This is a genomic window from Petrimonas sulfuriphila (assembly GCA_038561985.1).
GTDB lineage: Bacteria > Bacteroidota > Bacteroidia > Bacteroidales > Dysgonomonadaceae > Petrimonas > Petrimonas sulfuriphila.
The window spans coordinates 2357629-2379130 of record CP073276.1; the positions used below are offsets into that span (position 1 = coordinate 2357629).

Sequence of the window (21502 nt, forward strand, 5' to 3'; positions counted from 1 at the left end):
ATTCTATTTTAAGTTCTCTAATTCCAACGTTATGCGTTCCCATTTGTTCATCACAGCGTCTAATTTATTCTTGGTCTCCAGGTACTTTTGCAATAAATCGAAATTGACTGCGCCTTCGGGTGTGGATAATTGCGTTTCCATTTCCGATAAACGTTCTTCCATTTTAGTGATTTTCTCTTCGGCTTCCTGCACTTCTTTTTCTTTTCGCTTAATTAACCGGTTTTGTTCTTTCTGTTCCTGATACGAAAGCTTATTTTCTGACAGGTGTTCTTCTTTTTCTTTCTGCTTGGATGTAGCAGGAGATTTTGATAATTCCAGTTGTTGAAGGTTCTCAAGTTTCTTTTTGGATAGGAAATCATAAATTCCACCCATATGCTCCCGTACTCCGCCACCGCCAAACTCATAGACTTTGCTAACGAGTTCATTGAGAAAATCCCGGTCGTGCGACACGATGATGGCTGTGCCGTCGAATTCGCGAATGGCCTTTTTCAATACTTCTTTCGATGCAATATCCAGGTGGTTGGTCGGCTCATCGAGAATAAGCAGGTTCACCGGTTCGAGCAAGAGTCGGATCATCGCCAACCGGGTGCGTTCGCCGCCGGACAATACTTTTACTTTTTTATCGGATGCTTCACCGCCAAACATAAATGCTCCCAGTATATCCCGGATTTTGGTTCGGATATCACCTACAGCAACGTAGTCGATGGTTTCAAAAACCGTCAGGTTTTCATCGAGTAACAGTGCCTGGTTCTGAGCAAAATAACCAATTTTTACGTTATGTCCGAGCTCCAGATTCCCATCAAACCCAATCTCTCCCATAATGCATTTCACCAGTGTTGATTTTCCCTCGCCGTTTTTTCCCACAAAAGCAACTTTCTCACCCCGGTTGATGGTCAGTGTTACGTTTGAGAATACCTGATGATCGCCATATTTTTTGGCTAAATTTTCAGTAACGACCGGATAGGAGCCTGATCGTGGTGCAGGAGGAAACTTTAAATTCAGGCGTGAATTGTCCACTTCATCCACTTCAATGCGTTCGATTTTTTCGAGTTGTCTGATGCGTGACTGTACCTGGTTGGATTTGGTGGCTTTGTATCGAAACCGTTCGATGAATGCCTCGGTATCCTGAATTTGTTTCTGCTGATTTTCGTAAGCCCGTTGCTGTTGTTCACGCCTCTCTTTTCTAAGTTCGAGGTATTTGGAGTAATTTACTTTGTAATCGTGGATATTCCCCAACACAATTTCGATAGTGCGGTTGGTTACGTTGTCTAAAAAAGCTTTGTCGTGTGAAACCAGCATCACGGCATTGGTTCGTGAGATAAGGAAGGTCTCTAGCCATTGGATAGATTCAATGTCCAGGTGGTTGGTCGGCTCATCCAGCAGAAGTACGTCGGGTGATTGGAGCAGGATCTTGGCCAGCTCAATGCGCATCCGCCATCCACCGCTGAATTCTTGCGTCGGGCGGTTAAAGTCGGAACGATTGAATCCTAACCCCAGTAGTGTTTTCTCGGTTTCGGCTTCAAAATCATTGATGCCCGACATCAGAAGCAACTCCTGCACGTCGGTGGATCGTTGAATAATATGGTGGTATTCGTCCGATTCATAATCGGTCCGTTCAGCCAATTGCCGGTGAAGCACTTCCAGTTCCTGTTCCAGTTTTTTTAAGTGCTCGAACGCAAGTGCTGCCTCTTCCTTTACCGTTCGTTCATTGCTGAGCTTCATCTGTTGTGGCAGGTAGCCCACCGTGACTTCTTTCGGGTACGAAATGATGCCGCTTGTAGGCTGTTGTGCTCCCGCCATAAGTTTTAACAGCGTGGATTTTCCCGCGCCGTTTTTCCCGGCGAGTGCAATTCGTTCGTCCTTGTTCAGAACAAAAGAAATTTCATCGAGCAGGGTAAACCCGCCGAACTGAACGGTTAGATTTTCGATGGAAATCATGGATTACTTTTGATGTGCCAGTTTTTGAATAAGTTCATCAACAGACAGAGCCGTTTGTTCTCCCGATTGCATCTCTTTCAGCGTAACTTTCCCCTCTTTTATTTCGTTTTCTCCCACCAATGCCACAAAAGGAATGTTATTATTGTCGGCATACGACATTTGCTTTTTCATCTTGGCGGCTTCGGGATAAATTTCGGCACAAATCCCGTTGCTTCGCAATTGCGAGAGGATGGGGAGCAGGCATGACTCTTCCTTGTCGCCAAAGTTAACGAACAGCACATCGGTTGTGTGCGTGGAGTTATCGGGAAAGAGACTGAGTTGATCAAGCACATCGTAAATACGGTCGGCACCGAAAGAGATTCCAACACCCGATACACCCGAAAGTCCGAAAATACCCGTAAGGTTGTCGTAACGGCCTCCGCCCGTGATACTTCCTATTTCCACATCCAACGCTTTTACTTCGATGATGGCTCCAGTATAATAATTGAGGCCGCGAGCCAAGGTGAGGTCAAGTTCGAGGCCGCAACCGATAGTTAGCAGCCCGGTTTTATTGAGAATGAATTCCAGCTCTTCCACACCTTTCAGGCCAGTTTCGGAAGAAGACAGCACGCTTTTAAGTGTTGTCAGTTTCTCATTATTGGTTCCTCCAATCAGAATAATGGGTTGCAGTTGTTGTATGGCGGTTTCGGAAATGCCTTTTCCCCGGAGCTCTTCATTCACGTTAGCCAGCCCGATTTTATCCAACTTATCGATGGCAACGGTAATGTCGGTGATCTTATCGGCCTCGCCGATAATTTCGGCAATCCCTGAAAGGATTTTCCGGTTATTGAGTTTTACCGATACACGGATATTGAGTCTGCGGAATACTTCGTCAATAATTTGTATCAGCTCCACCTCGTTAAGCAATGAGTCGGAACCTACCACGTCAGCATCGCATTGAAAAAATTCGCGATAACGTCCTTTTTGCGGCCGGTCTGCGCGCCAGACGGGTTGAATTTGAAACCGCTTGAAAGGAAAAGATATCTCATTGCGGTGCATTACTACGTATCGGGCAAAGGGTACGGTAAGGTCGTATCGCAATCCTTTTTCTGAAATCTTACCGGCCGTTTTTGCCGAGTTCCCTTCCTTTACATCATCAGTACTTATACTCGAAAGAAAGTTACCCGAGTTAAGGATTTTGAACAGGAGCTTATCGCCCTCTTCACCGTATTTCCCCATCAGCGTGGAAAGATTTTCCATAGCAGGTGTTTCAATCTGCCGGAATCCGTAGAGGCGATATACGTTTTTGATTGTATCAAAAATATAGTTGCGTTTCGCCATTTCTTCGGGCGAAAAATCACGCGTACCTTTAGGTATGGAGGGTTTTTGCATCGTTGATTTTCTTTGTTTGGAACTGCAAAGATAATGAATTTTGAGTTACCGTGGTATCTGTTTCGGCCATAACAAAAGCGCATTGCAGTAATTTGCAACACGCTTGAATGAGTTCAACAAAGTCTTTGTTCTTGAATCTATAAAAGATTGCTTGCCAATTCCGATAATTCGCTCCTTTCGCCTTTTACCAGATTTACGTGAGCAAAAACATGCTGCCCTTTCATCTTGTCGATCATGTATGCCAGGCCGTTGGATTGAGAGTCGAGGTAAGGTGAGTCGATCTGTTGCAGGTCGCCCGTAAAAACCATTTTAGTACCTTCCCCTGCGCGGGTAATGATGGTTTTCACTTCGTGTGGCGTTAGGTTCTGGGCTTCATCAACAATGCAATACGTTTCGCTTAAGCTGCGCCCGCGGATAAATGCCAGGGCCTCGATCTCAAGTTTTCCGGATTTCTGCATCTCATCAATGGAGCGAAGTTCAGCACTGTTTTGTCCGAGCTGTGATTTTATTACATTCAGGTTGTCGAACAGCGGCTGCATATAGGGGGCTATTTTTTGTTTTTCGTCGCCCGGTAAATATCCCAGATCCTTGTTGGATAAGGAAACAATGGGCCTAGCGAGCAAAATCTGGTTGTATTGCTTGCTTTGTTTCAGGGCGGCGGCTAATGCCAGCAATGTCTTACCTGTTCCCGCTTTTCCGGTGATCCCTACCAACTTGATGTCGGGGTCGTTTAAAACGCCGAGGGCAAATGTCTGTTCTGCGTTTCGGGGTGAAATTCCGAAGCTGGGTTCTTTGTCTACACGGATGATCTTTTGCGTAAACGGATTGTATCTTGCCAAAACACTGTTGCGTTCACTCTTCAGTACAAAAGAGTCGTTCGGAACGAGTGGATTGTCGAAGGTAAATTCATCCACATCAACTCCCGTAGGTTGCGCGTAGATCTTATCAATCAGTTCGGGATTCAATCCTTCAATCACTTGCTCACCTCTGCCGAAAACATCGATATCGATAACCTTGTCGTTGATGTAATCTTCCACCGGAATACCCAGGGAACGCGCTTTCATACGCAGGTTGATGTCTTTGGTGACAAGAATGGTTTTCATTTTAGGATGTTTTTCCGTTACATCCAAAACGGTAGATAAGATGCGGTTATCGGGAGTTCTTTCGGGAAATGCTTCAATAATTTTATCGTGCGTTTTCACGCTATTCACAATGTATAACTTTCCGCGTCCTACGCCCAGATCAGCGCCTTGTTTAAACAAATTGTCGTCGGTGATCAGGTCCAGTTCGCGCACGAAAGCCCGTGCGTTGAAGTTGATTTGTTCATTGCCTTTTTTGAATTTGTCAAGTTCTTCCAGAACAACAAACGGAATGTAAATGTCGTTTTCTTCAAAATTTTCGATAAAACTGTAATCGTGAAGAATAACGTTTGTGTCGATGATAAAATTTTTCTTGTTAGCCATATACTCTATTGTTTTGTGGTATGTTTCACTGCTGACTTTGGTAATAAAAATCTTTGTTATAAACGCAAAGAAAAGATTTTTGTTCTGTTCAATTTTTACTCATTTCTTCCGACCGATTCTTTGCGGCATCCAGCACTCCTTCGAAATGCTTGCCGATCTTGTGACGGTGAAAATGATCCAGTCCAGCCTGGGTAGTACCTCCCTTGCTGGTTATGTTCCGGATGAGTTCCTCAATGCTGTAGCTGGACTGATTTTCGGCAAAATAGAGTGTGGTGCCTTGTGTGAGTTCGAGCAAAAGTTCATCGAGAACGTTTCCCGGCAGTTCAAATTCCTTCATTTTATCCTTGAAAATCTGGATGAATGCTAAAATAAATGCGGGGCCGCTCCCAAAAACCGATGTGAACAGGTCGAATCCTTTTTCGTTTAGTTTTACGGCTTTGCCAAGCCGGGTAAGGGTTTCAAAAATAGCGTCCGTAGCTGGATTGAGGGGTTGGTTTGTGGCAAAGGCCGTAACCGATTTCTGGTAAGCCATCGCCAGATTAGGCATTATGCGGACAATCGGAACTTCCTTCCCCAAATAATTTTCGATAAATGCGATGCTCTTTCCTGCAACGGGTGAAACGATCAGCTTTCCTTCAAGATTCAGCGGTTGCAGCTTTTCAAGAATCCCTTTTATATCCTGTGGCTTAACGGTGATCCAGATTACATCGGCAAAAGAAACCAACTCTTCGATACAGTCGAAGAAAGGAATGCTTACCTCTTTCTTGCTTCGGGTGAAGTAAGCAAATTGGATATTGTTTACTTTTTTAAGTCCCTGATAAACAGCTTTGGCCAAATTCCCGAAACCGATAAATCCGTAGTTCATAATTGGTGTTTGATATTTCTTATTCTTTTGCCTTAAACCTTGTAAACGGAATCCCTCCGTTAAGCGCCTTAATAATGTAGTTGGCCCGTTGTCCGTTCACGATCCACATTTCCACACGATGCCTCATGCAAACTTCGGCTGCGTAAATCTTGGATGACATTCCACCGGTACCCAGTGTTGACTCTTTCTCTTCAACGCAATGGGTAATGGAATTGAGGTCAGTTACGCTTGTTATCAATTCTGCATCCTGATGCAGGTGTGGGTTGCAGGTATATATACCGTCGATATCGGAAACAAGAATAAGCAAGTCGGCTTTGGTGATAACCGCAACCAGTGCGGAAAGCTTATCGTTGTCTCCCAATACAATCTCCTCAATGGAGACCGTGTCGTTTTCGTTCACGATAGGAATATAGTCTACTTCCCAGAGTTTATTGATGGTGTTACGGGTGTTCTCGTTAGCAGTTTCGTTTTCAAAATCCCGGTATGTAAGCAGTATTTGTGCGATGTTCAATCCGAAAGTGCGGAAAATGTCGTCGTACAATTCCATCAGTTTGGTTTGGCCGATAGCTGCCATGGCCTGTTTAGAATCCACGTTCTTATGAAAACCGTTGATCTCCACGAATTGTCGTGCTGTAGCAATGGCACCCGAAGAAACGATCACGATATCGTACTCTTTCTTTAATTCAACAATTTGCCGGGCTAAACTTTCGATAACCGCAAACGAAATTCGGTTCGTTCCAGCCGTGAGCGTGGAGGTACCTATTTTTATAATCAGTTTTTTTCTCATATTATTCGCGTATCTGGCCGTCACCGTAAACAAACCATTTGTTGGTAACCAGTTCTTGTGTGCCAAGAGGGCCTCGGAAATGAAGCTTTTGCGTGCTGATGGCAATTTCTCCTCCTACACCGAACTGCCCGCCATCGGTAAACCGGGTGGAGGCATTGTGGTAGACGGCTGCACAATCCACTTTTTGCATAAATATGTCGGCTTTTGACTCATCCTGGGTTACTATAACTGCCGAATGGCCACCGGAATAACGGTTTATCATATCCACCGCCTTGTTCATATCACCAACCAGCGAAAAATAGATTTTCGGTGCCATAAATTCTTCAAAAAGGACAGCCTCATCGTTGGTTTCCTGGATACGGCTACATACTGATGCGGCTTTTTTATCGCCCCAAACCTCAATTCCTTTTCCTTGAAGTTGTGAAACAAAACCGGAAATTTTCTCTGCCAGTTCCGGCAGGTTCTCATTCACCAATACTTTATCGAGCGCATTGCAGACGCTGATGCGTTTCTTACCGTTGATAATAAGACGGGCAGCCATTTCTGTATCGCAATTATCATCTACGTACATAAAATTATTGCCCCTGCCACTCACAATTACGGGTACCGATGAATTTTCGGTCACAAAATTAATAAGCTTATCTCCTCCACGGGGAATGATGATATCGACGTTGCGGGTATTTTCCCTGATCAGCTGTTGCGTTTCGTTGCGTGATAAGTTCAGGTATTCCACAAAATAAGCATCAAAGCCGTTTGCAGACAATGATTGTTGCCACAACTCCGTCAGGTAGGTGTTTGTAAGGAAGGATTCTTTTCCTCCTTTAAGTAAGATACGGTTACCTGCCTTGAATGCCGTGGCTGCCGCTTCAATGGTTACGTCGGGGCGCGATTCATAAATAATAAGAATGGTTCCGAACGGAACGGAACGGTTGACTATTCTTAACCCGTCTGAGCGGGTAAAATCGTACAGGATCCTACCTTCGGGATCCTCTTGTTCTGCCACTTCCCGAAGAGAACGGATCATTCCGTCAACTTTATTCTCATCTACTTTCAGACGGTCTTTCATCGACTCGTCCATATCGGCAAACGAATCCATATCCAGTGCATTTTTCCGCAGAATTTCCGATTTATTTCTTTTCAATAAATCAGCTAAGCCGAGCAAAACGTTATTTTTTGAGGAGATAACCATTTTTATGTGAAATAGTATGGAATTAAGCTGCAAAGATAGCAATTTATTCTAATTTTATTGGTTTCTATTTCAAAATAATAAAGCTGTAATTAAGCTTATTTCTTCTTACCTGCTTAAAAACTCCACGAAACACCGCAGTAGTAATGCCTCGGAAGACCGGGATAATAGTATCTTGGTTCGGCATTGCCGAAAGCGACGGCATTCACGTTGAGCATAGGTGAATAAAGGGTATCGGTTATGTTGTTCATGCCAGCGTACAACTCTACATTTCCCAACCGCGTTGTTTTAAAAAGATAACTTACTTTTCCATCCGATAAGAAATAGGCGTCGTTTGTCACAGTATTGGCATCATCTATGAGTTGTTCACCCGTATATTGAAACCGAACATTCAAAACCAGCTGTTTTAAGGGATTCCAAACCAACGTCGTCTGGAAAAGATGCGACGGAATACCGGGGAGCAGGTTACCGTCATAGGTCTTGTTGTCGTCGGTAAAATCGATAAATCGGTTTTGAGAAAAGGTGTAATTGGCATTCATATGGAGATTCCCTGGAAAATTAAGGTTATGAAAAATCTGCTGTTTCCACAACAACTCAACCCCCCGGTGACGGGTTTTTCCAGCATTGATACCTGTAAAGATGTCTTCGGTTAAACGCTTTGTTACTAACAGATTATTTAAGTTTATCTGGTAGACCGTTGCTTCAACCTGCGCAGTGTTGCGCAGCAAATTCAACCGGATACCCGCTTCATATTGCCAACCCTGTTCAGGTTGAAGTTCTTTGTTGATATTGCCTTCAGGGAGCAATGTTTCTTCGGGAGACGGCATCGAAAATCCGTGTCCCACGGACGCATACAAGGCCATCCTATTGCCGGGTGCATAATTTACTCCCAACCGGGGAGAAAAAATAACCGGAAAACCGCGGTTCCCACTTTGGTTGCCGTTACCGGGGAACTTATCCGTCAGCTCATACCCGATTTTGTTAACGGCCCCACCCAGCGAAACATTCCATTTCAACGATGGTCGAAAATAGGTCATGGCAAACACATTTAGGTGGTTTCGGGCTTCGCTGTTTTTGTTGATGACTTCGTCCTGCAGATCCAGCTTCCATCGGTATGTGTCGGTAATCCATTCCAAACCGATCACGGCATCGTATTTTTCGGCGTGATAATTCAGCTTGTTCCTTATTCCACCACCCCGTGATCCATCGGTCAGGTTGTTGAAAGGTCGTTTCTCGTAACTTTCCACCCATCTTCCGAAAAACGTAAGTCGGTTATTCAAAACACCAGACAACCGATTTTCAAGCGTAATGCCTGCAAGTCCGCGGCGATACTCTTTGAAACCCCCGATTGTTTCCCAGTTGGGGGCTGCCGCTTTTGGATCGGTTTTGAATAATGACTCGCCAATGGAACTCGGAATTCCTGCATTCATGTCTAGCAAAAGCAGCGTGTATTCCAGTGCATGTTCCGGCTTTTCCCAACTTCCTGACGAGAGTAACGATGTCCGCCGGAAATGATTGTTTTCCCGGTATCCGTCGGAACGGGTATGGTTGATGTTTCCGGAAATATCCAGGTCGTTGTGGTGGAAGCTGCTTCCTATAGCTGCTTTCAGGGTATTGAAACTTCCTTGTTGCAACAGGGCGTTGAAGGAGTTTCTGTATGAATCCTGGGTGAACAGGTTGATGTTGCCGCCAAGTCCGGAGCCATAAAGCGCAGAGGCCGGCCCTTTGGTAATTTCTATCCTCCCGATTCCGGACAAGTCGATGTCTTCGGGTGAAGAAATTCCGTCGGATGAAGTGAGGGGAATATCGTTCAGGTACGCTTTGATGCGGTTGGTGTTGTAAGGTGTTCTGCTTCCCACTCCCCGGATCACTATACGGTTCGTGGCGTATGTCCCGCTGTGCATGTAAATGCCGGGAAGGGCATGCAGTACTGATGCGAAATTGTTACCGTCGCCTGCCTGTACCTCTCTCCCCGACAGAACCGAAATGCTGCCGGGGACGTTGTGCCATCTCGTATTCACTTGATACGCATTCACAATCACTTCCTGGAGAAGAAGGGTTGAATCTTCCTTCCGGGGCGACAGCTCCTGTGCATCAATAGCTAGCGGTAAGAAAATAATACCTAAAAAAAAGCGTATTCTTTTTTTCAACATTTTACGGGTTTATTCCACCGGTACGAGCCGGACAATCATTCCCGGTTCCTCCAAACCGATATAAACCAACCCGTCGGGACTCATCACCACGTTTCTTACCCGGCCTATGCCCTCGGCCAATTTTTCGGTGTGGACAACTTTTTGGCCGTCTAACACCATCCGTTCGATGTAATCGAACCGGAGTGAACCGACCAACATGTTGTTTTCCCATTTTTTAAACCGATCACCGGTGACAACTGTCATCCCACAGGGAGCGATAGATGGTGTCCATTGGAAAACCGGCTGCTCCATTCCTTCTTTTTCTGTCAGTTCGGTAAGAACGGTTCCGTCGTAGTTGATTCCGTAGGAAATGACTGGCCAGCCGTAATTCATTCCGGGCTTTATCAGATTCAGTTCGTCACCGCCCATAGGACCGTGTTCGGTTTCCCATACATCACCTGTTGTGGGGTGGATAACCGTACCCTGTGGATTGCGGTGGCCGTAGCTGTAGATGGATTTAATGGCCCCGGGAGTGTTTACGAAAGGATTATCGGCCGGGATTCTTCCATCGTCGTGAATGCGGTGTATCTTTCCGTTTGTATTGTCGAGTCTCTGCGGAAAATCGAAATGTTGACCGCGTTCACCTACCCCAAAAAACAGATAGCCCTTTCCATCGAATGCAAGCTTACATCCCCAGTGATGTCCGCGATCGGTGGCCGGTAACCCAATAAAAAGAATTTCCTGATCCGTCAATTTATTTTCGCTCAAACGAGCGCGCATTACTCCGGTGGATCCGGTTCTTTTTTCGCTCGTGGTGTCGAGAGCTGAATAGGAAATGTAGATCCAGCTGTTTTTATCGTAATCGGGATGAAGAGCCAGATCCAACAATCCGCCTTGTCCAAAAGCCATAATGGGCGGCAATCCTTCTATCGGTGCAGATAGTCTTCCGTTGGAGAAGGTGTGCAGTGCTCCTTTTCTTTCCGAAATCAATAAATCTCCATTAGGTAGAAAAGCCAAACCCCAGGGAACTTCCAATCCGGTAACCACGGTGTCGATCACGAAATTGTATTCTTCCGATTTAACAATTCCCTCAGCCGTCACAGCCGGTTTGAGTAGCGCTCTGTCGGCGGGGATTCCTTTTTTAACGTAACCAGCCAGCTCTTTTATTTCCCTGTCGGAAAAAGTTTTTGCAAAAGCGGGCATCCCGATATCCAATATCCCGTTTCTGATGCTTCGTTCTACCGATGCGGTTCCCGCTTCCTCCATCCATTGTTTGGCGGCAAATTTTTCTAAATTGTCGCCGTGGCATCCAGCACAAAACATGCGGTAGTTTGTTGCAGCGTCGCGGGCCTGAGTTGCTCGAGGCATATTTTTACAGGAATGAGCTACTTGAATTATTATCAGGACAAGGCCCAGCAGTAAGAATAAATTTCTATTTTTCATAGGACAATTTTTTGTTAATCAGGAGAGAAGGCAAAAATAACATAAAATTTCTAATTAACGAGAATTCATCAAAAAATTTAGCGATGTTGATAGAGACTGTTTTGAATTTTGATTTCTTTAAAATAACCCGCTATTCTGTACGAACTGAAATGTCAAATCCATCAAAAACAGGCATAAAACAGGGCATGAAAAATTCAAAACAGTTTCATTTTCTCCGATTGTTTCCCGAAAATCCCTTACCTTTGTGCGTTTTTTGAAAAATAGTTGTGGATTATATTTCGATAATGCTTATTGCCATTGGCTTGGCTATGGATTCGTTTGCCGTTTGTGTCGGGAAAGGAATGTGCCGGCAGCGTTTTTACCTGTGGAGATCGTTGAAGATAGCTGCCGTTTTTGGATTGTTTCAAGGGCTGATGCCATTTGTTGGGTATGTGCTCGGAATAAGTTTTGCTTCATGGATGCAGCTTTTTGACCATTGGTTTGCCTTCTTTATTCTTTCGGTTATCGGGATAAAAATGATATACGAAAGCTTTATCTCCAAACCTCATGAGGTATGTGTAGGTTGCGATTGTCAGGAAGATATTGTTGTTGATTGGAGAAAAGTAGTTGTACTGGCTTTTGCTACCAGTATAGACGCCATGGCTACCGGGCTAGTTTTCGTTTCTTATCCGGGAACCATATCAACGGCAACGATAACCATAGGTTTGGTTACCTTGTTCTTCGCTTTTTCGGGAATGTTTATAGGAGTACGATTTGGCCGGAGGTTACGGCTCAACATCGAAATGCTGGGCGGTATCATCCTGATTGCGATAGGGATGAAAATTCTTTTCCAGCATCTCCTGCACGGGGCGTGATAACTACACTTGCAGGTTTCTTTATTCGCTTGCCTCTATTTTCTTTAGCTCCCGGTATAGTACTTGCGCCTGATTATGCTCTGTGTCTTTGGAAGCGTAAAGAAGCGTCACCGTCTTGTGTTCTTTCTCCAGTCTCTTTATTTCCAGAAGCATCTGTTTGTTCTCAGTAAGTTCCCGGGTGTAGAGCTTGGTGAATTCTTCCCACTTTTCCGTGTCGTGACAGAACCATTTCCGTAAAATCGCAGATGGAGCGATTTCCTTCATCCATACATCAACCCGGGCGCTTTCTTTCGATAGGCCGCGTGGCCAGAGACGATCCACCAACACACGGCAGCCGTCTTCATCTCCTGAAGAATCGTATATGCGTTTTATCTTTATCATAAGCGATAAACCGTTTAGCTGTAAGTTTGGTTTGATACACTACTTTTCAATCCCGACTCTGTTCAAAATAAAAGCAAACTCAAAAGCTGTATCTTTAATCCCGTCGTAACGCCCTGTAGCGCCGCCGTGTCCCGAATCCATATTCATGTGCAATAGCACGAGGTTGTCATCGGTTTTTAGGGCACGGAGTTTGGCAACATATTTGGTGGGTTCGTGAAAAAGCACTTGCGAGTCGTTAATGCCACCAGTAATGAGCATATTGGGATAGTTTTGCGCTTTAATGTTGTCGTAAGGCGAGTAGGAGAGCATGTAGTTGTAATATTCTTCTTCGTAGGGATTGCCCCATTCCTCGTATTCACCTGTAGTGAGTGGAAGCGTGTCATCCAGCATGGTGTTGATAACGTCTATAAACGGTACTTGTGCCACGATGGTTTGATACAGATCCGGACGCATGTTTGTGACGGCCCCCATCAGCAGGCCGCCCGCGCTACCGCCCATAGCTGCGAGCTTATTTGTAGATGTGTATTTTTCGTTGACCAGCAGTTCACTGCATGCGATAAAATCGGTAAACGTGTTTTTCTTGTGGAGCAGTTTACCCTCCTCGTACCATTGTTCTCCAAGGTCACTTCCTCCACGTATCTGAGCCAGAGCATACACGAAGCCGCGATCAATGAGGCTGTAAAGGCTAGCGCTGAAAGACACATCGGAACTACTTCCGTAGCTTCCGTAGGAATAGATCAACGCGGGGTTGGTTCCGTCCTTTTTTAATCCTTTCTTGTACACGATGGCCATAGGCACTTTCACTCCATCGGGGGCAGTTGCCCAAAGACGCTCAACCACATAATCATCGGGATTGAAGCCCGAAGGAATTTCCTGTTCTTTAAGTTTTACCGCCTCACCTGTAGCAATATTGTATTCGTACAGTGTGCCGGGGCGGTTGAGTGATGTATAGGAATAACGGAAAGTGGTGGCATCGTATTCTGGATTTCCGTTTAATCCTGCCGAGTAAACCGGCTCAGGAAAAGCTATGGTTTTAATTTCCCCTATGCCTGAAGCAGGTTTCGCGATAATCTCACTCAACCCATTTCTGCGCAGTTCGATTGTCACGTAATCTCTCAGGATATCGATACCTTCGATCCGAACGTTCTTGTCGTGTGCTAGAAACTCTTTCCAGGTGTTGCGGTCTTCATGGCTTGTCAAGGGTGTTTCGTAAATTTTTCCGTTCAGGTTTTCCTTGTCTTTGTATCGGACAAAAAACTTCCCCTTGTGCGGATAAACTGAATATTCCACGTCTTGGACACGGGGCAGAAACACCTTGAACTGTTCGAGCGGTTTATCTGCAGGAATATAGCGTTCGTCGGCGGTAGTGGAGCTTGCCGATGAGATAAAAATGTATTGTTTGGTCTTGCTCCCCGAAACGTAAGTAGAGAACCGTGCGTCCGTTTCCTCGTATACCAGGTCGGCCCTGGAACCATCCAGTACCTGACGTAAAATGCGGTAGGAGCGTAACGTGTTGTCGACAATACCGTAAAAAAGTGTCTTGTTATCGTTTGCCCAGGCCACGGAAGTAGCGCCGTTAACCGTAAATCCAACATCCTTGCCCGAAGCAAGGTCTTTCACTTTCATAATAAATTCCGCATAGGAACCGGTTTCGTTGTAGAAATAGGCTGCTTTGCTGTTGTCGGGACTAATGGAATATCCCCGGAAAATATATGCCGGCTTCCCTTCCGCCATTTTATTGACGTCGAAAATAATTTCTTCGGGCGCATCCAATGTGCCTTTGCGCCGGCAATAGGTCCGGTATTGTTTCCCCTTTTCGGTGCGGCTGTAATAATAGTATCCGTCGGAAAACGACGGGTAACTTTCATCGTCTTCTTTTATCCGGCCGATAATTTCGTCGTAAATGGTTTGTTGCAACGCTTTTGTTGATGCCATAACCGTATCGGTATAAGCATTCTCCGCTTTCAGGTAATCAATCACCTTCGGATTATTTTTGTCCTTCAGCCAATAATAATTATCGATACGCGTTTGCCCGAAATTAGAGAATGTGTCGGGAATTACTTCCGCTACCGGTGGTGCGGGAAAATCTGATTGTTTCAACATGACAGTTTCTTTTTTCGAAGGGTTGCAGGCGGTCATCAACGCTGCAGCAACTATTGAAAGGATATAATTCCAGCTTTTCATTATTGTTGGATTTATTCGTTTACAATATGGAGTTCAATTTATATGCTTTTTTGTCAGCATTTTTTAGAAAAACAGTATCCCGGTTGAGCCGGCCGTATAAAAATTGTTTGTTTATATGGATTTAAAACGATGCAAATGTATGATTTATTATTGATAATTGTGTTTTATGAACAAAAAAATTATCCTTATGTTATATCAAATAACTCATTTAACAAGTAAATGCAACACCACAATCATACTCATCACAACGAGGACGTCAAGAACATCCGGGTGGCATTTTTTCTTAATCTCCTTTTTACGGTAATTGAGATCGTAGGTGGCATACTGACAAACAGTGTCGCTATCCTGTCTGATGCGGTACATGATTTAGGCGACAGTTTTTCGCTGGGCTTGTCGTGGTACTTTCAGAAAATTGCCAAGCGTCCGCGTACCAGGAACTACACCTACGGTTACAAACGCTTTTCCCTAATGGGTGCTGTGATCAACTCGGTGATATTGACTGTGGGCAGCGTGCTTATTTTGATGAATGCCATTCCGCGGCTGTTCAACCCGCAGCAACCCGATGTAAAGGGAATGCTTTTACTTGCCGTGCTGGGTGTTGTGGTGAACGGCACAGCAGTGCTGAAGCTGCGTAAAGGACGCTCATTGAACGAAAAAGTAGTTTCGTTGCATCTGCTTGAAGATGTACTGGGATGGCTGGCCGTCCTTCTTGGTGCCGGCGTCATGTATTTCGTGGATGCACCGTTTATCGATCCGCTGCTTTCCATTGCCATTTCAGTGTTTATTCTTTTCAACGTATACCGGAATATTCGTGAGAGTTTACGGATTATTTTGCAAGGCAGTCCCGATTTGATCAATATCGATGAGATTGAAAAGACGGTTATGGCGCTTATGAACGTAAAAAATGTTCATGACCTGCATGTCTGGTCGGTGGACGGAGAATATAACGTACTGACCATCCATGTAGTGCTTACAAAACCGTTGTCCATGGCTGAACTGCATAGTCTGAAGAAAGAGATCCGGAGGAGACTGTTCTCGCTAAATGTACAACATTCTACCATCGAGTTTGAAACACCCGATGAAGACTGTGAGCTGGAGGAGTGTTGCTAAAGCATGAAGTCGCTTCGCAAGCCGTTTGCTGACCATAGAACCGTTTGCTTATTTTATACATTGTTTTTTCAATCTTTTGAAGTTTTTATCAAGTTGACTTCGATAATATTCTTTGTTTCCGATTTATCTATTTTATACGTTATCGCCGAAGGCGCTGTTCCGGTATAAATTCCATTCATAAATAAGCAATCGGTTATGGGAGCTTCAATAGTAATCAACGATTTCCCGTCTCCTGTTAAATTGGATGCATAGATATTGTTGATTTTTCCGGCAATGGATAATTTACCGTATCCCCGGCCTCCTATGTATAGGGTATAAGGGCTTCCCATATACGGTGCCTGGCTGTCAGGCCTGTTTGTTACAACAATTCCGTCGATGTATACGTGATGAATGCTTGCGTTATCGCTGGCACGTATTGCTACTCCCGGATAATTGGTCCGGCAGTTTGTGATGAATATTTGTTCGGTGTCGTCCTCGGGACCGTTCCAGCGGGTAGAGGTCACCTGATACGAGTTTATATCTCCGTTTGAGTGATAATAAGGTTCAATATCCAAACTTGATAAAGCGATAAAATCATCACCGGTTAAACCGGAAATATCGTCTATCTTAAAGTATTTACATCCATGCCTTAAATCTATACCGTCTTTATTATATACACTCACTTTTTTTCCGTTAATTTCAATGATTTCCGGATTATTGAAACGGATGGCCGATATTTCGGCATTTTTTGTCCTTTCAAAACTCATGGCCCAGGCATGGGAGTTTTGAATCGTGACATTTTTTATGGAAAATTCGTCCACTAAGGCAATCTGAATCAGGTTGTTCCTCCAGTCGCCTCGTTGTTTTTCGCCTTTCTTTCCAGCGTCACTGCCGTAGCTTATCCGTCCTTTGCCGGTTCCCATTACCAGTGTGCGGTAGGCATCTCCTGTGGCGCGGGGATTATCGGCTCCTTTCAGCAGGACTTTTCCTACTCCGATAAGGTGTATGTTATTCAACCATACAGGATGTTCAATTCCTGTTCCTACATTTTCGCTTCTGAACATATTGTCGCGGCATTCATCGGAAAGTTGGATGGTGCAATTGTCTAAAATGATGGTTATGTCTGAAGGCAGTAAAATAGCCCGGTCTATTTTCCAAGCAAGTGTACCGTTGGCATTGCTTTGCGGGATGACCACCTTTCGGGAAGTTTTTTGGGCAAGACGAATAGCTTGTTGGATTCGTTCAATGTCAGAACCTTTGAATTGATTGGGAGTGATGTCTACAAAAAAATCATTTTTAATTGGTTGTGAGTGGATGTTTTCTATGCAATAGCCGGATAAAAGAAAATTCAAACACAAAAAACAAAACAACAAATCAACGTTTCTCATTTTCGTCTTTATTATTTAAAAATTAAAAATCAAAGGTGGATGGTTGTTTTTAATCTATTCCGGAAATCCAATCCACAGAAACAGAAACAACACCCCAATTAATTTTTACTAAATACACAACAGATAAAACTTATTACTTTTTAACTTCACTTGTCATATAAAACACCAATGAACTTCCGTCCATTATGTCCTTATACGTAATGGTTCTCTTGCCGTACGGCTTTCCGTTAAGTTCCACTTTCTCGACGTAGAGGTTTTCTTTCGACAGGTTTTTGGCCTCCATCGTAAACCATTTGCCGTTGCCTATATCAAGGCTTGCCGAAGTAACTTGTGGGGCGCCCAGCACAAACTCGCCGCTTACGGGGTTTACCGGATAAAAACCCATTGCCGAGAACATATACCAGGCCGACATTTGCCCGCAATCATCGTTCCCGATAAGTCCATCGGGTTTGTTCTTGTAAAAATCGGTGCAGATCTTCCGTACGAGGCGTTGCGTTTCCCCGGGACGGTCGAGGTAGGGGTAAATGTAGGCTACGTGGTGACTCGGCTCGTTTCCGTGTGCATATTGTCCGATAAGTCCCGTTACGTCTGATAGCGTTCCGGTCGATTCCTGCTCGGTGTTGAACAGATAATCCAGCACTTCACCTGCCTTTTCCTTTCCGCCCATCCATTCAATTAATCCCGGAATATCTTGCATCACATGCCACGTGTATTGGAGGGCGTTTCCTTCGGTGTAATGTCCGCCGACATTTGAATCTGCGTGCGCCAGTGCATACGGATCGAAAGGCGTAAGCCATTTCCCTTTTGAGTCTTTCGGACGCATGGAGTTGGTCGCTTTGTCGTAGTGATTTTTGTAATAATCGGCCCGTTTTCTGAAAAAAGCAGCATCCTCCGTTTTGCCCAGTTTTTCTGCAAAAACAGCCATGCAATAGTCGTCGAATCCACATTCGAGTGTACGGGAAACCGACTCTACCTTGATCAGATCATACGGATAATATCCGAATTTGTCGTATATATCCCAATCAGACTTATAGTGTTTACTTTCGGTAATGGATTTCTTTATTTCGTTATAGGCCCGTTCAGCATCGAATCCCGTAAACCCTTTCAGGTAAGCATCTACGATCATCGGAACAGAATGGTTCCCGATCATGGTGTAAGTTTCCTGTCCCCACAACGACCAGATAGGCAGATGCCCCTGCTGCTCGCTGTAGTCGAGCATTGAGTTCACAAAATCGGGTATAAGTTCAGGGGTGAGGATGGTATACATGGGAAAGGCTGCACGGAAAGTATCCCACTGCGACCACGTGGAATAGTATTTTCCGTTGGGTGATTGCGACACTTTACGGCTCGGACCCGTATATTTCCCATCCACATCGGCAATGTTGTTGGGTTGAATATACAGGTGATACATCGATGTATAGAAGTTCACTTTATCGTCTTCCGATCCCTCTATTTTTACTTTTGCCAGGTAGCTGTTCCATCCCTTTTTTGCATCCTGCAGCACCGATTCGAAATCCCAGCCTGGAACTTCGGCTGCCAGGTTGGCTTTTGCTCCTTCCACGCTTGCAGACGACATCCCAATTTTCATGTTTAGCGTATCGGCGTTGTGCATGTCGAACGTAAGAACGTAGCGTGACGATTTTTCAAGCGGACTACGTTTCGGAAGTTCTTCTTTGGTTACAATTGGTTTGTCAAATTCGATTACAAAGTAATAAATCCGTTCCACCCATTCCGTCCGTCTCGTAAAACCCGAAATTACCCGGTCACTTTCGAAGGTTACTTCATTATCAAGCACGTGTGTGTGAAAACGAGCGTCCTGCCACACCAGTCCGCTTTGAAAATCGGCGAGGATATTGGCCGCTTTCCCTTTAGGAAAAGCATATTTGTGAAAAGCAACGTGTGGCGACGCCGTAATCTCTACGTTCACTTCGTTATCCAAAAGTTGTACGGCATAATATCCGGGAGAAGCTTTTTCCGTAGCTTTGTCGAAACGGCTGTCAAAACTATCCCGCTTCTCTCCCGAAAACGGTTGTACCAGCAAATCTCCCAGATCTACGCATCCGGTTCCGTTTAATCGGTTTTGTGTAAATCCCTGAATCAGCGAATCCTCGTAGAAGTATCCCGAGCAGTATGCCCACGAAAAATTGCCGGTTTGCGGTCCGGCCTGAATCATTCCCAGAGGATAGGTTGCCCCGGGAAATGTATGGCCGGTAAAAGCTGTCCCGATAAATGGATTCACGTACTTGGTGTAATCGGATTCATCGGTCTTTATACCTTGTTTTTGTTGTGTGCAGGCAACAGCCAACACGGCTGCCGTCACACAAAAAAGAATTTTTTTCATTGTCTTGTTGTTCTTTATTTCAGTTCATTTCTTCGCCCTCATGGCTTCCCAGACAAAATAAGTGATCAGCGCGGTGAAAGCGATCAAAGCAGTAACCTGAGCTCCTGTGCCGTGCGGGTCTTCCCAAATACGCAAGTTGAGTGCATTCCCATTGCCTGTAACAAAAATGACCAGTGCGCCGATAACGCCGAACAGTGCAGCGCCCGCTATAAAACCCGATGCAATAAGTATCGCACGTTGATGGCGGGCATTGTTGAGCACCGGATCTTTTGAACGTTTGCTGATCCAGTGGTTGAGTAATCCCCCCACTACAAGCGGTGTGTTTAACGGTAGCGGGATAAACATCCCGAGCGCAAACGCCAACGGGGATATGTTCAGCCAGTTGATGAGAATAGAGATGACCGCGCCGATTCCCAGCAACATCCAGCTGACACCCGAACCGGACATCAAGGGTTCGATAATGGCGGCCATAGCGTTGGCCTGCGGTGCCACCATCGGGTTGGTGTGCGTTTCAGTTGCGACAAATCCGTACGCCTCGTTCAGAATAAATATTACGGCTCCGACGGTAGCGGCGGAAACCAGCGTTCCCAGGAACTTAAACGATTCCTGTTTGGCAGGAGTTGTCCCAATCCAGTACCCGATTTTCAGGTCGGTCACGAAACCGCCTGCCATTGAAAGTGCGGTACAGACAATACCTCCGATAATTAGCCCGCTGACCATTCCCTGCCATCCTTTCAACCCTACGGCAACAAGGATTACCGATGAAAGGATCAGGGTCATCAGGGTCATTCCCGAAACGGGATTGGTCCCTACAATGGCGATTGCGTTGGCAGCAACCGTAGTGAACAGGAACGAGATGACGGTTATGGTGATCAGCGCTACAATAGCCTGAACAAGAGTGACCTTAACGCCGGCGAGCAGGAATATAAAAACAGCAACAAGTGTCAAAAACAGGAACAACATGACAAACGACATCTTCAGATCGCGTTGCGTGCGTTCTCCCCTGAGTTCCCTGTCGTGGATTTTTCCTTTTTTACTTCCCATGGCCAGTTTAAAAGCGTTTCCGATAACTCCCGACGATTTGATAATTCCGATAATCCCCGCCATGGCAATGGCGCCAATACCTATCGGACGTACGTAGACGGCAAAAATTTCTTCTGCAGACATTGCCGCGAATGGGTTCATTCCTCCGTTTGCTGCCGCCAAGGCTCCTATCTCGTTTACCAGGGGTATGAGTACAAGCCAAGAAAGCAAAGACCCAACCGTAATGATAAGGGCGTAACGTAATCCTACAAGATAGCCGAAACTGAAAATAAGTGCGCTGACGTTGAACTTCAGTACCATTTTGAACTTTTCAGCCAGCAGGGCCCCGGCAGGAATGATGCGTGTGGATATCTCTTCGCTCCACAAGCGCAAGGCCGAAAAGCAGAAGTCGAACAGTCCTCCGATCAAACCACTTGTTACCAGTAGTTTGGCTTGATTGCCTCCTTTTTCGCCTGTCATCAGAATTTCGGTTGTCGCCGTAGCTTCAGGAAACGGCAACTTGCCGTGCATCTCTTTTACAAAGTATTTTCTGAAAGGGATAAGAAACAGTATTCCCAAAAATCCACCGAAGAGCGATGAAAAGAAAATCTGCCAGAAGTCCACCTGAATCTCAGGATACTTGGCCTGCAGAATGTAGAGTCCTGGAATGGTAAAAACAGCCCCGGCAACGATCACTCCCGATGAAGCTCCGATGGATTGGATAATTACGTTTTGCCCCAGTGCGTTCTTTTTTCGCAAAGCTGCCGACGCGCCTACGGCTATAATGGAAATAGGAATGGCTGCTTCAAAAACCTGTCCGATTTTCAATCCGGAATAGGCTGCCGCTGCTGAAAAGATTATGGCCATCAGTAATCCCATTCCTACAGACCAGGGTGTGATTTCTTTGATTGCCCTGTCCGCAGGTAATACCGGTTTGTACTCCTCACCTTCCTTAAGCTCTGAGTAAGCGTTTTCAGGCAAGCTAACCGGCTGTTTGTCATCTTTATTTGATTGCATGGTTTCTTATTTTTATTTTAATGATGCGATGAATGGCACG

The 21502-nt window shown here is 45.1% G+C and carries 15 protein-coding genes; 2 read left to right on the plus strand and 13 right to left on the minus strand.

The features are described from left to right. Nucleotides 1-3: 3 nt before the first annotated feature. The 8 genes from KCV26_09895 to KCV26_09930 all read right to left on the minus strand — a co-directional run bounded on the left by KCV26_09895 (nt 4) and on the right by KCV26_09930 (nt 11110). Nucleotides 4-1938: an ABC-F family ATP-binding cassette domain-containing protein gene (locus KCV26_09895; GenBank protein ID WZX35636.1), complete on the minus strand. Its 1935-nt coding sequence runs from the start codon at nt 1936-1938 to the stop codon at nt 4-6. 3 nt (nt 1939-1941) lie between these two features. Beyond that, a complete protein-coding gene (locus KCV26_09900; GenBank protein WZX35637.1) occupies nt 1942-3309 on the minus strand; it encodes a histidine--tRNA ligase in 1368 nt (455 codons plus the stop codon). Nucleotides 3310-3446: 137 nt separating this feature from the next. Further along, the gene (locus KCV26_09905; GenBank protein ID WZX35638.1) at nt 3447-4772 is read right to left on the minus strand and encodes a PhoH family protein; all 1326 of its coding nucleotides are present in this window, start codon (nt 4770-4772) and stop codon (nt 3447-3449) included. Nucleotides 4773-4860: 88 nt separating this feature from the next. After that, nucleotides 4861-5637, minus strand: a complete 777-nt coding sequence (locus KCV26_09910) for an NAD(P)-binding domain-containing protein (protein ID WZX35639.1) — start codon at nt 5635-5637, stop codon at nt 4861-4863. 19 nt (nt 5638-5656) lie between these two features. Further along, entirely contained in the window at nt 5657-6424 is a 768-nt protein-coding gene (proB, locus tag KCV26_09915) for a glutamate 5-kinase (GenBank protein WZX35640.1), read from the minus strand. A 1-nt stretch (nt 6425) separates the two neighbouring features. Next, nucleotides 6426-7613, minus strand: a complete 1188-nt coding sequence (locus tag KCV26_09920; protein ID WZX35641.1) for a glutamate-5-semialdehyde dehydrogenase — start codon at nt 7611-7613, stop codon at nt 6426-6428. A gap of 113 nt (nt 7614-7726) precedes the next feature. Further along, nucleotides 7727-9763, minus strand: a complete 2037-nt coding sequence (locus tag KCV26_09925) for a TonB-dependent receptor (GenBank protein ID WZX35642.1) — start codon at nt 9761-9763, stop codon at nt 7727-7729. Nucleotides 9764-9772: 9 nt separating this feature from the next. After that, nucleotides 9773-11110, minus strand: coding sequence for a PQQ-dependent sugar dehydrogenase (locus KCV26_09930; GenBank protein WZX35643.1), 1338 nt, complete (start codon nt 11108-11110; stop codon nt 9773-9775). Nucleotides 11111-11451: 341 nt separating this feature from the next. Between KCV26_09930 and KCV26_09935 the strand changes: the two genes are divergently transcribed. After that, nucleotides 11452-12039, plus strand: coding sequence for a manganese efflux pump (locus KCV26_09935; GenBank protein ID WZX35644.1), 588 nt, complete (start codon nt 11452-11454; stop codon nt 12037-12039). 21 nt (nt 12040-12060) lie between these two features. On the opposite strand, the gene KCV26_09940 is transcribed toward KCV26_09935, so the two are convergent. Together KCV26_09940 and KCV26_09945 are read right to left on the minus strand one after the other, a co-directional pair. Continuing rightward, on the minus strand, nt 12061-12420 hold the full coding sequence (locus KCV26_09940; protein ID WZX35645.1) for a DUF488 family protein: 360 nt from the start codon (nt 12418-12420) through the stop codon (nt 12061-12063). Between the two features lie 39 nt (nt 12421-12459). Beyond that, complete coding sequence (locus tag KCV26_09945; GenBank protein ID WZX38370.1) at nt 12460-14559, minus strand: S9 family peptidase; 2100 nt, start codon at nt 14557-14559, stop codon at nt 12460-12462. A 264-nt stretch (nt 14560-14823) separates the two neighbouring features. Between KCV26_09945 and KCV26_09950 the strand changes: the two genes are divergently transcribed. Continuing rightward, a complete protein-coding gene (locus tag KCV26_09950) occupies nt 14824-15714 on the plus strand; it encodes a cation transporter (protein WZX35646.1) in 891 nt (296 codons plus the stop codon). A gap of 68 nt (nt 15715-15782) precedes the next feature. Here KCV26_09950 and KCV26_09955 read toward each other — a convergent pair whose 3' ends face one another. The 3 genes from KCV26_09955 to KCV26_09965 all read right to left on the minus strand — a co-directional run bounded on the left by KCV26_09955 (nt 15783) and on the right by KCV26_09965 (nt 21462). After that, nucleotides 15783-17081 carry a hypothetical protein gene (locus tag KCV26_09955; GenBank protein ID WZX35647.1) on the minus strand — a complete coding sequence of 433 codons (1299 nt, stop codon included), beginning with the start codon at nt 17079-17081 and terminating at the stop codon, nt 15783-15785. A 133-nt stretch (nt 17082-17214) separates the two neighbouring features. Continuing rightward, nucleotides 17215-19422 carry a GH92 family glycosyl hydrolase gene (locus KCV26_09960; GenBank protein WZX35648.1) on the minus strand — a complete coding sequence of 736 codons (2208 nt, stop codon included), beginning with the start codon at nt 19420-19422 and terminating at the stop codon, nt 17215-17217. Nucleotides 19423-19446: 24 nt separating this feature from the next. Continuing rightward, complete coding sequence (locus KCV26_09965) at nt 19447-21462, minus strand: oligopeptide transporter, OPT family (protein ID WZX35649.1); 2016 nt, start codon at nt 21460-21462, stop codon at nt 19447-19449. Nucleotides 21463-21502: the final 40 nt, after the last annotated feature.

Coding starts and splice junctions, on each gene's coding strand:
- proB (WZX35640.1), bottom strand. CDS start 6,424: ATGAGAAAAAAACTGATTATAAAAATAGGTACCTCCACGCTCACGGCT.
- KCV26_09955 (WZX35647.1), bottom strand. CDS start 17,081: ATGAGAAACGTTGATTTGTTGTTTTGTTTTTTGTGTTTGAATTTTCTT.
- KCV26_09910 (WZX35639.1), bottom strand. CDS start 5,637: ATGAACTACGGATTTATCGGTTTCGGGAATTTGGCCAAAGCTGTTTAT.
- KCV26_09920 (WZX35641.1), bottom strand. CDS start 7,613: ATGGTTATCTCCTCAAAAAATAACGTTTTGCTCGGCTTAGCTGATTTA.
- KCV26_09925 (WZX35642.1), bottom strand. CDS start 9,763: ATGTTGAAAAAAAGAATACGCTTTTTTTTAGGTATTATTTTCTTACCG.
- KCV26_09965 (WZX35649.1), bottom strand. CDS start 21,462: ATGCAATCAAATAAAGATGACAAACAGCCGGTTAGCTTGCCTGAAAAC.
- KCV26_09940 (WZX35645.1), bottom strand. CDS start 12,420: ATGATAAAGATAAAACGCATATACGATTCTTCAGGAGATGAAGACGGC.
- KCV26_09900 (WZX35637.1), bottom strand. CDS start 3,309: ATGCAAAAACCCTCCATACCTAAAGGTACGCGTGATTTTTCGCCCGAA.
- KCV26_09960 (WZX35648.1), bottom strand. CDS start 19,422: ATGAAAAAAATTCTTTTTTGTGTGACGGCAGCCGTGTTGGCTGTTGCC.
- KCV26_09930 (WZX35643.1), bottom strand. CDS start 11,110: ATGCCTCGAGCAACTCAGGCCCGCGACGCTGCAACAAACTACCGCATG.
- KCV26_09895 (WZX35636.1), bottom strand. CDS start 1,938: ATGATTTCCATCGAAAATCTAACCGTTCAGTTCGGCGGGTTTACCCTG.
- KCV26_09905 (WZX35638.1), bottom strand. CDS start 4,772: ATGGCTAACAAGAAAAATTTTATCATCGACACAAACGTTATTCTTCAC.
- KCV26_09945 (WZX38370.1), bottom strand. CDS start 14,559: ATGACCGCCTGCAACCCTTCGAAAAAAGAAACTGTCATGTTGAAACAA.
- KCV26_09950 (WZX35646.1), top strand. CDS start 14,824: ATGCAACACCACAATCATACTCATCACAACGAGGACGTCAAGAACATC.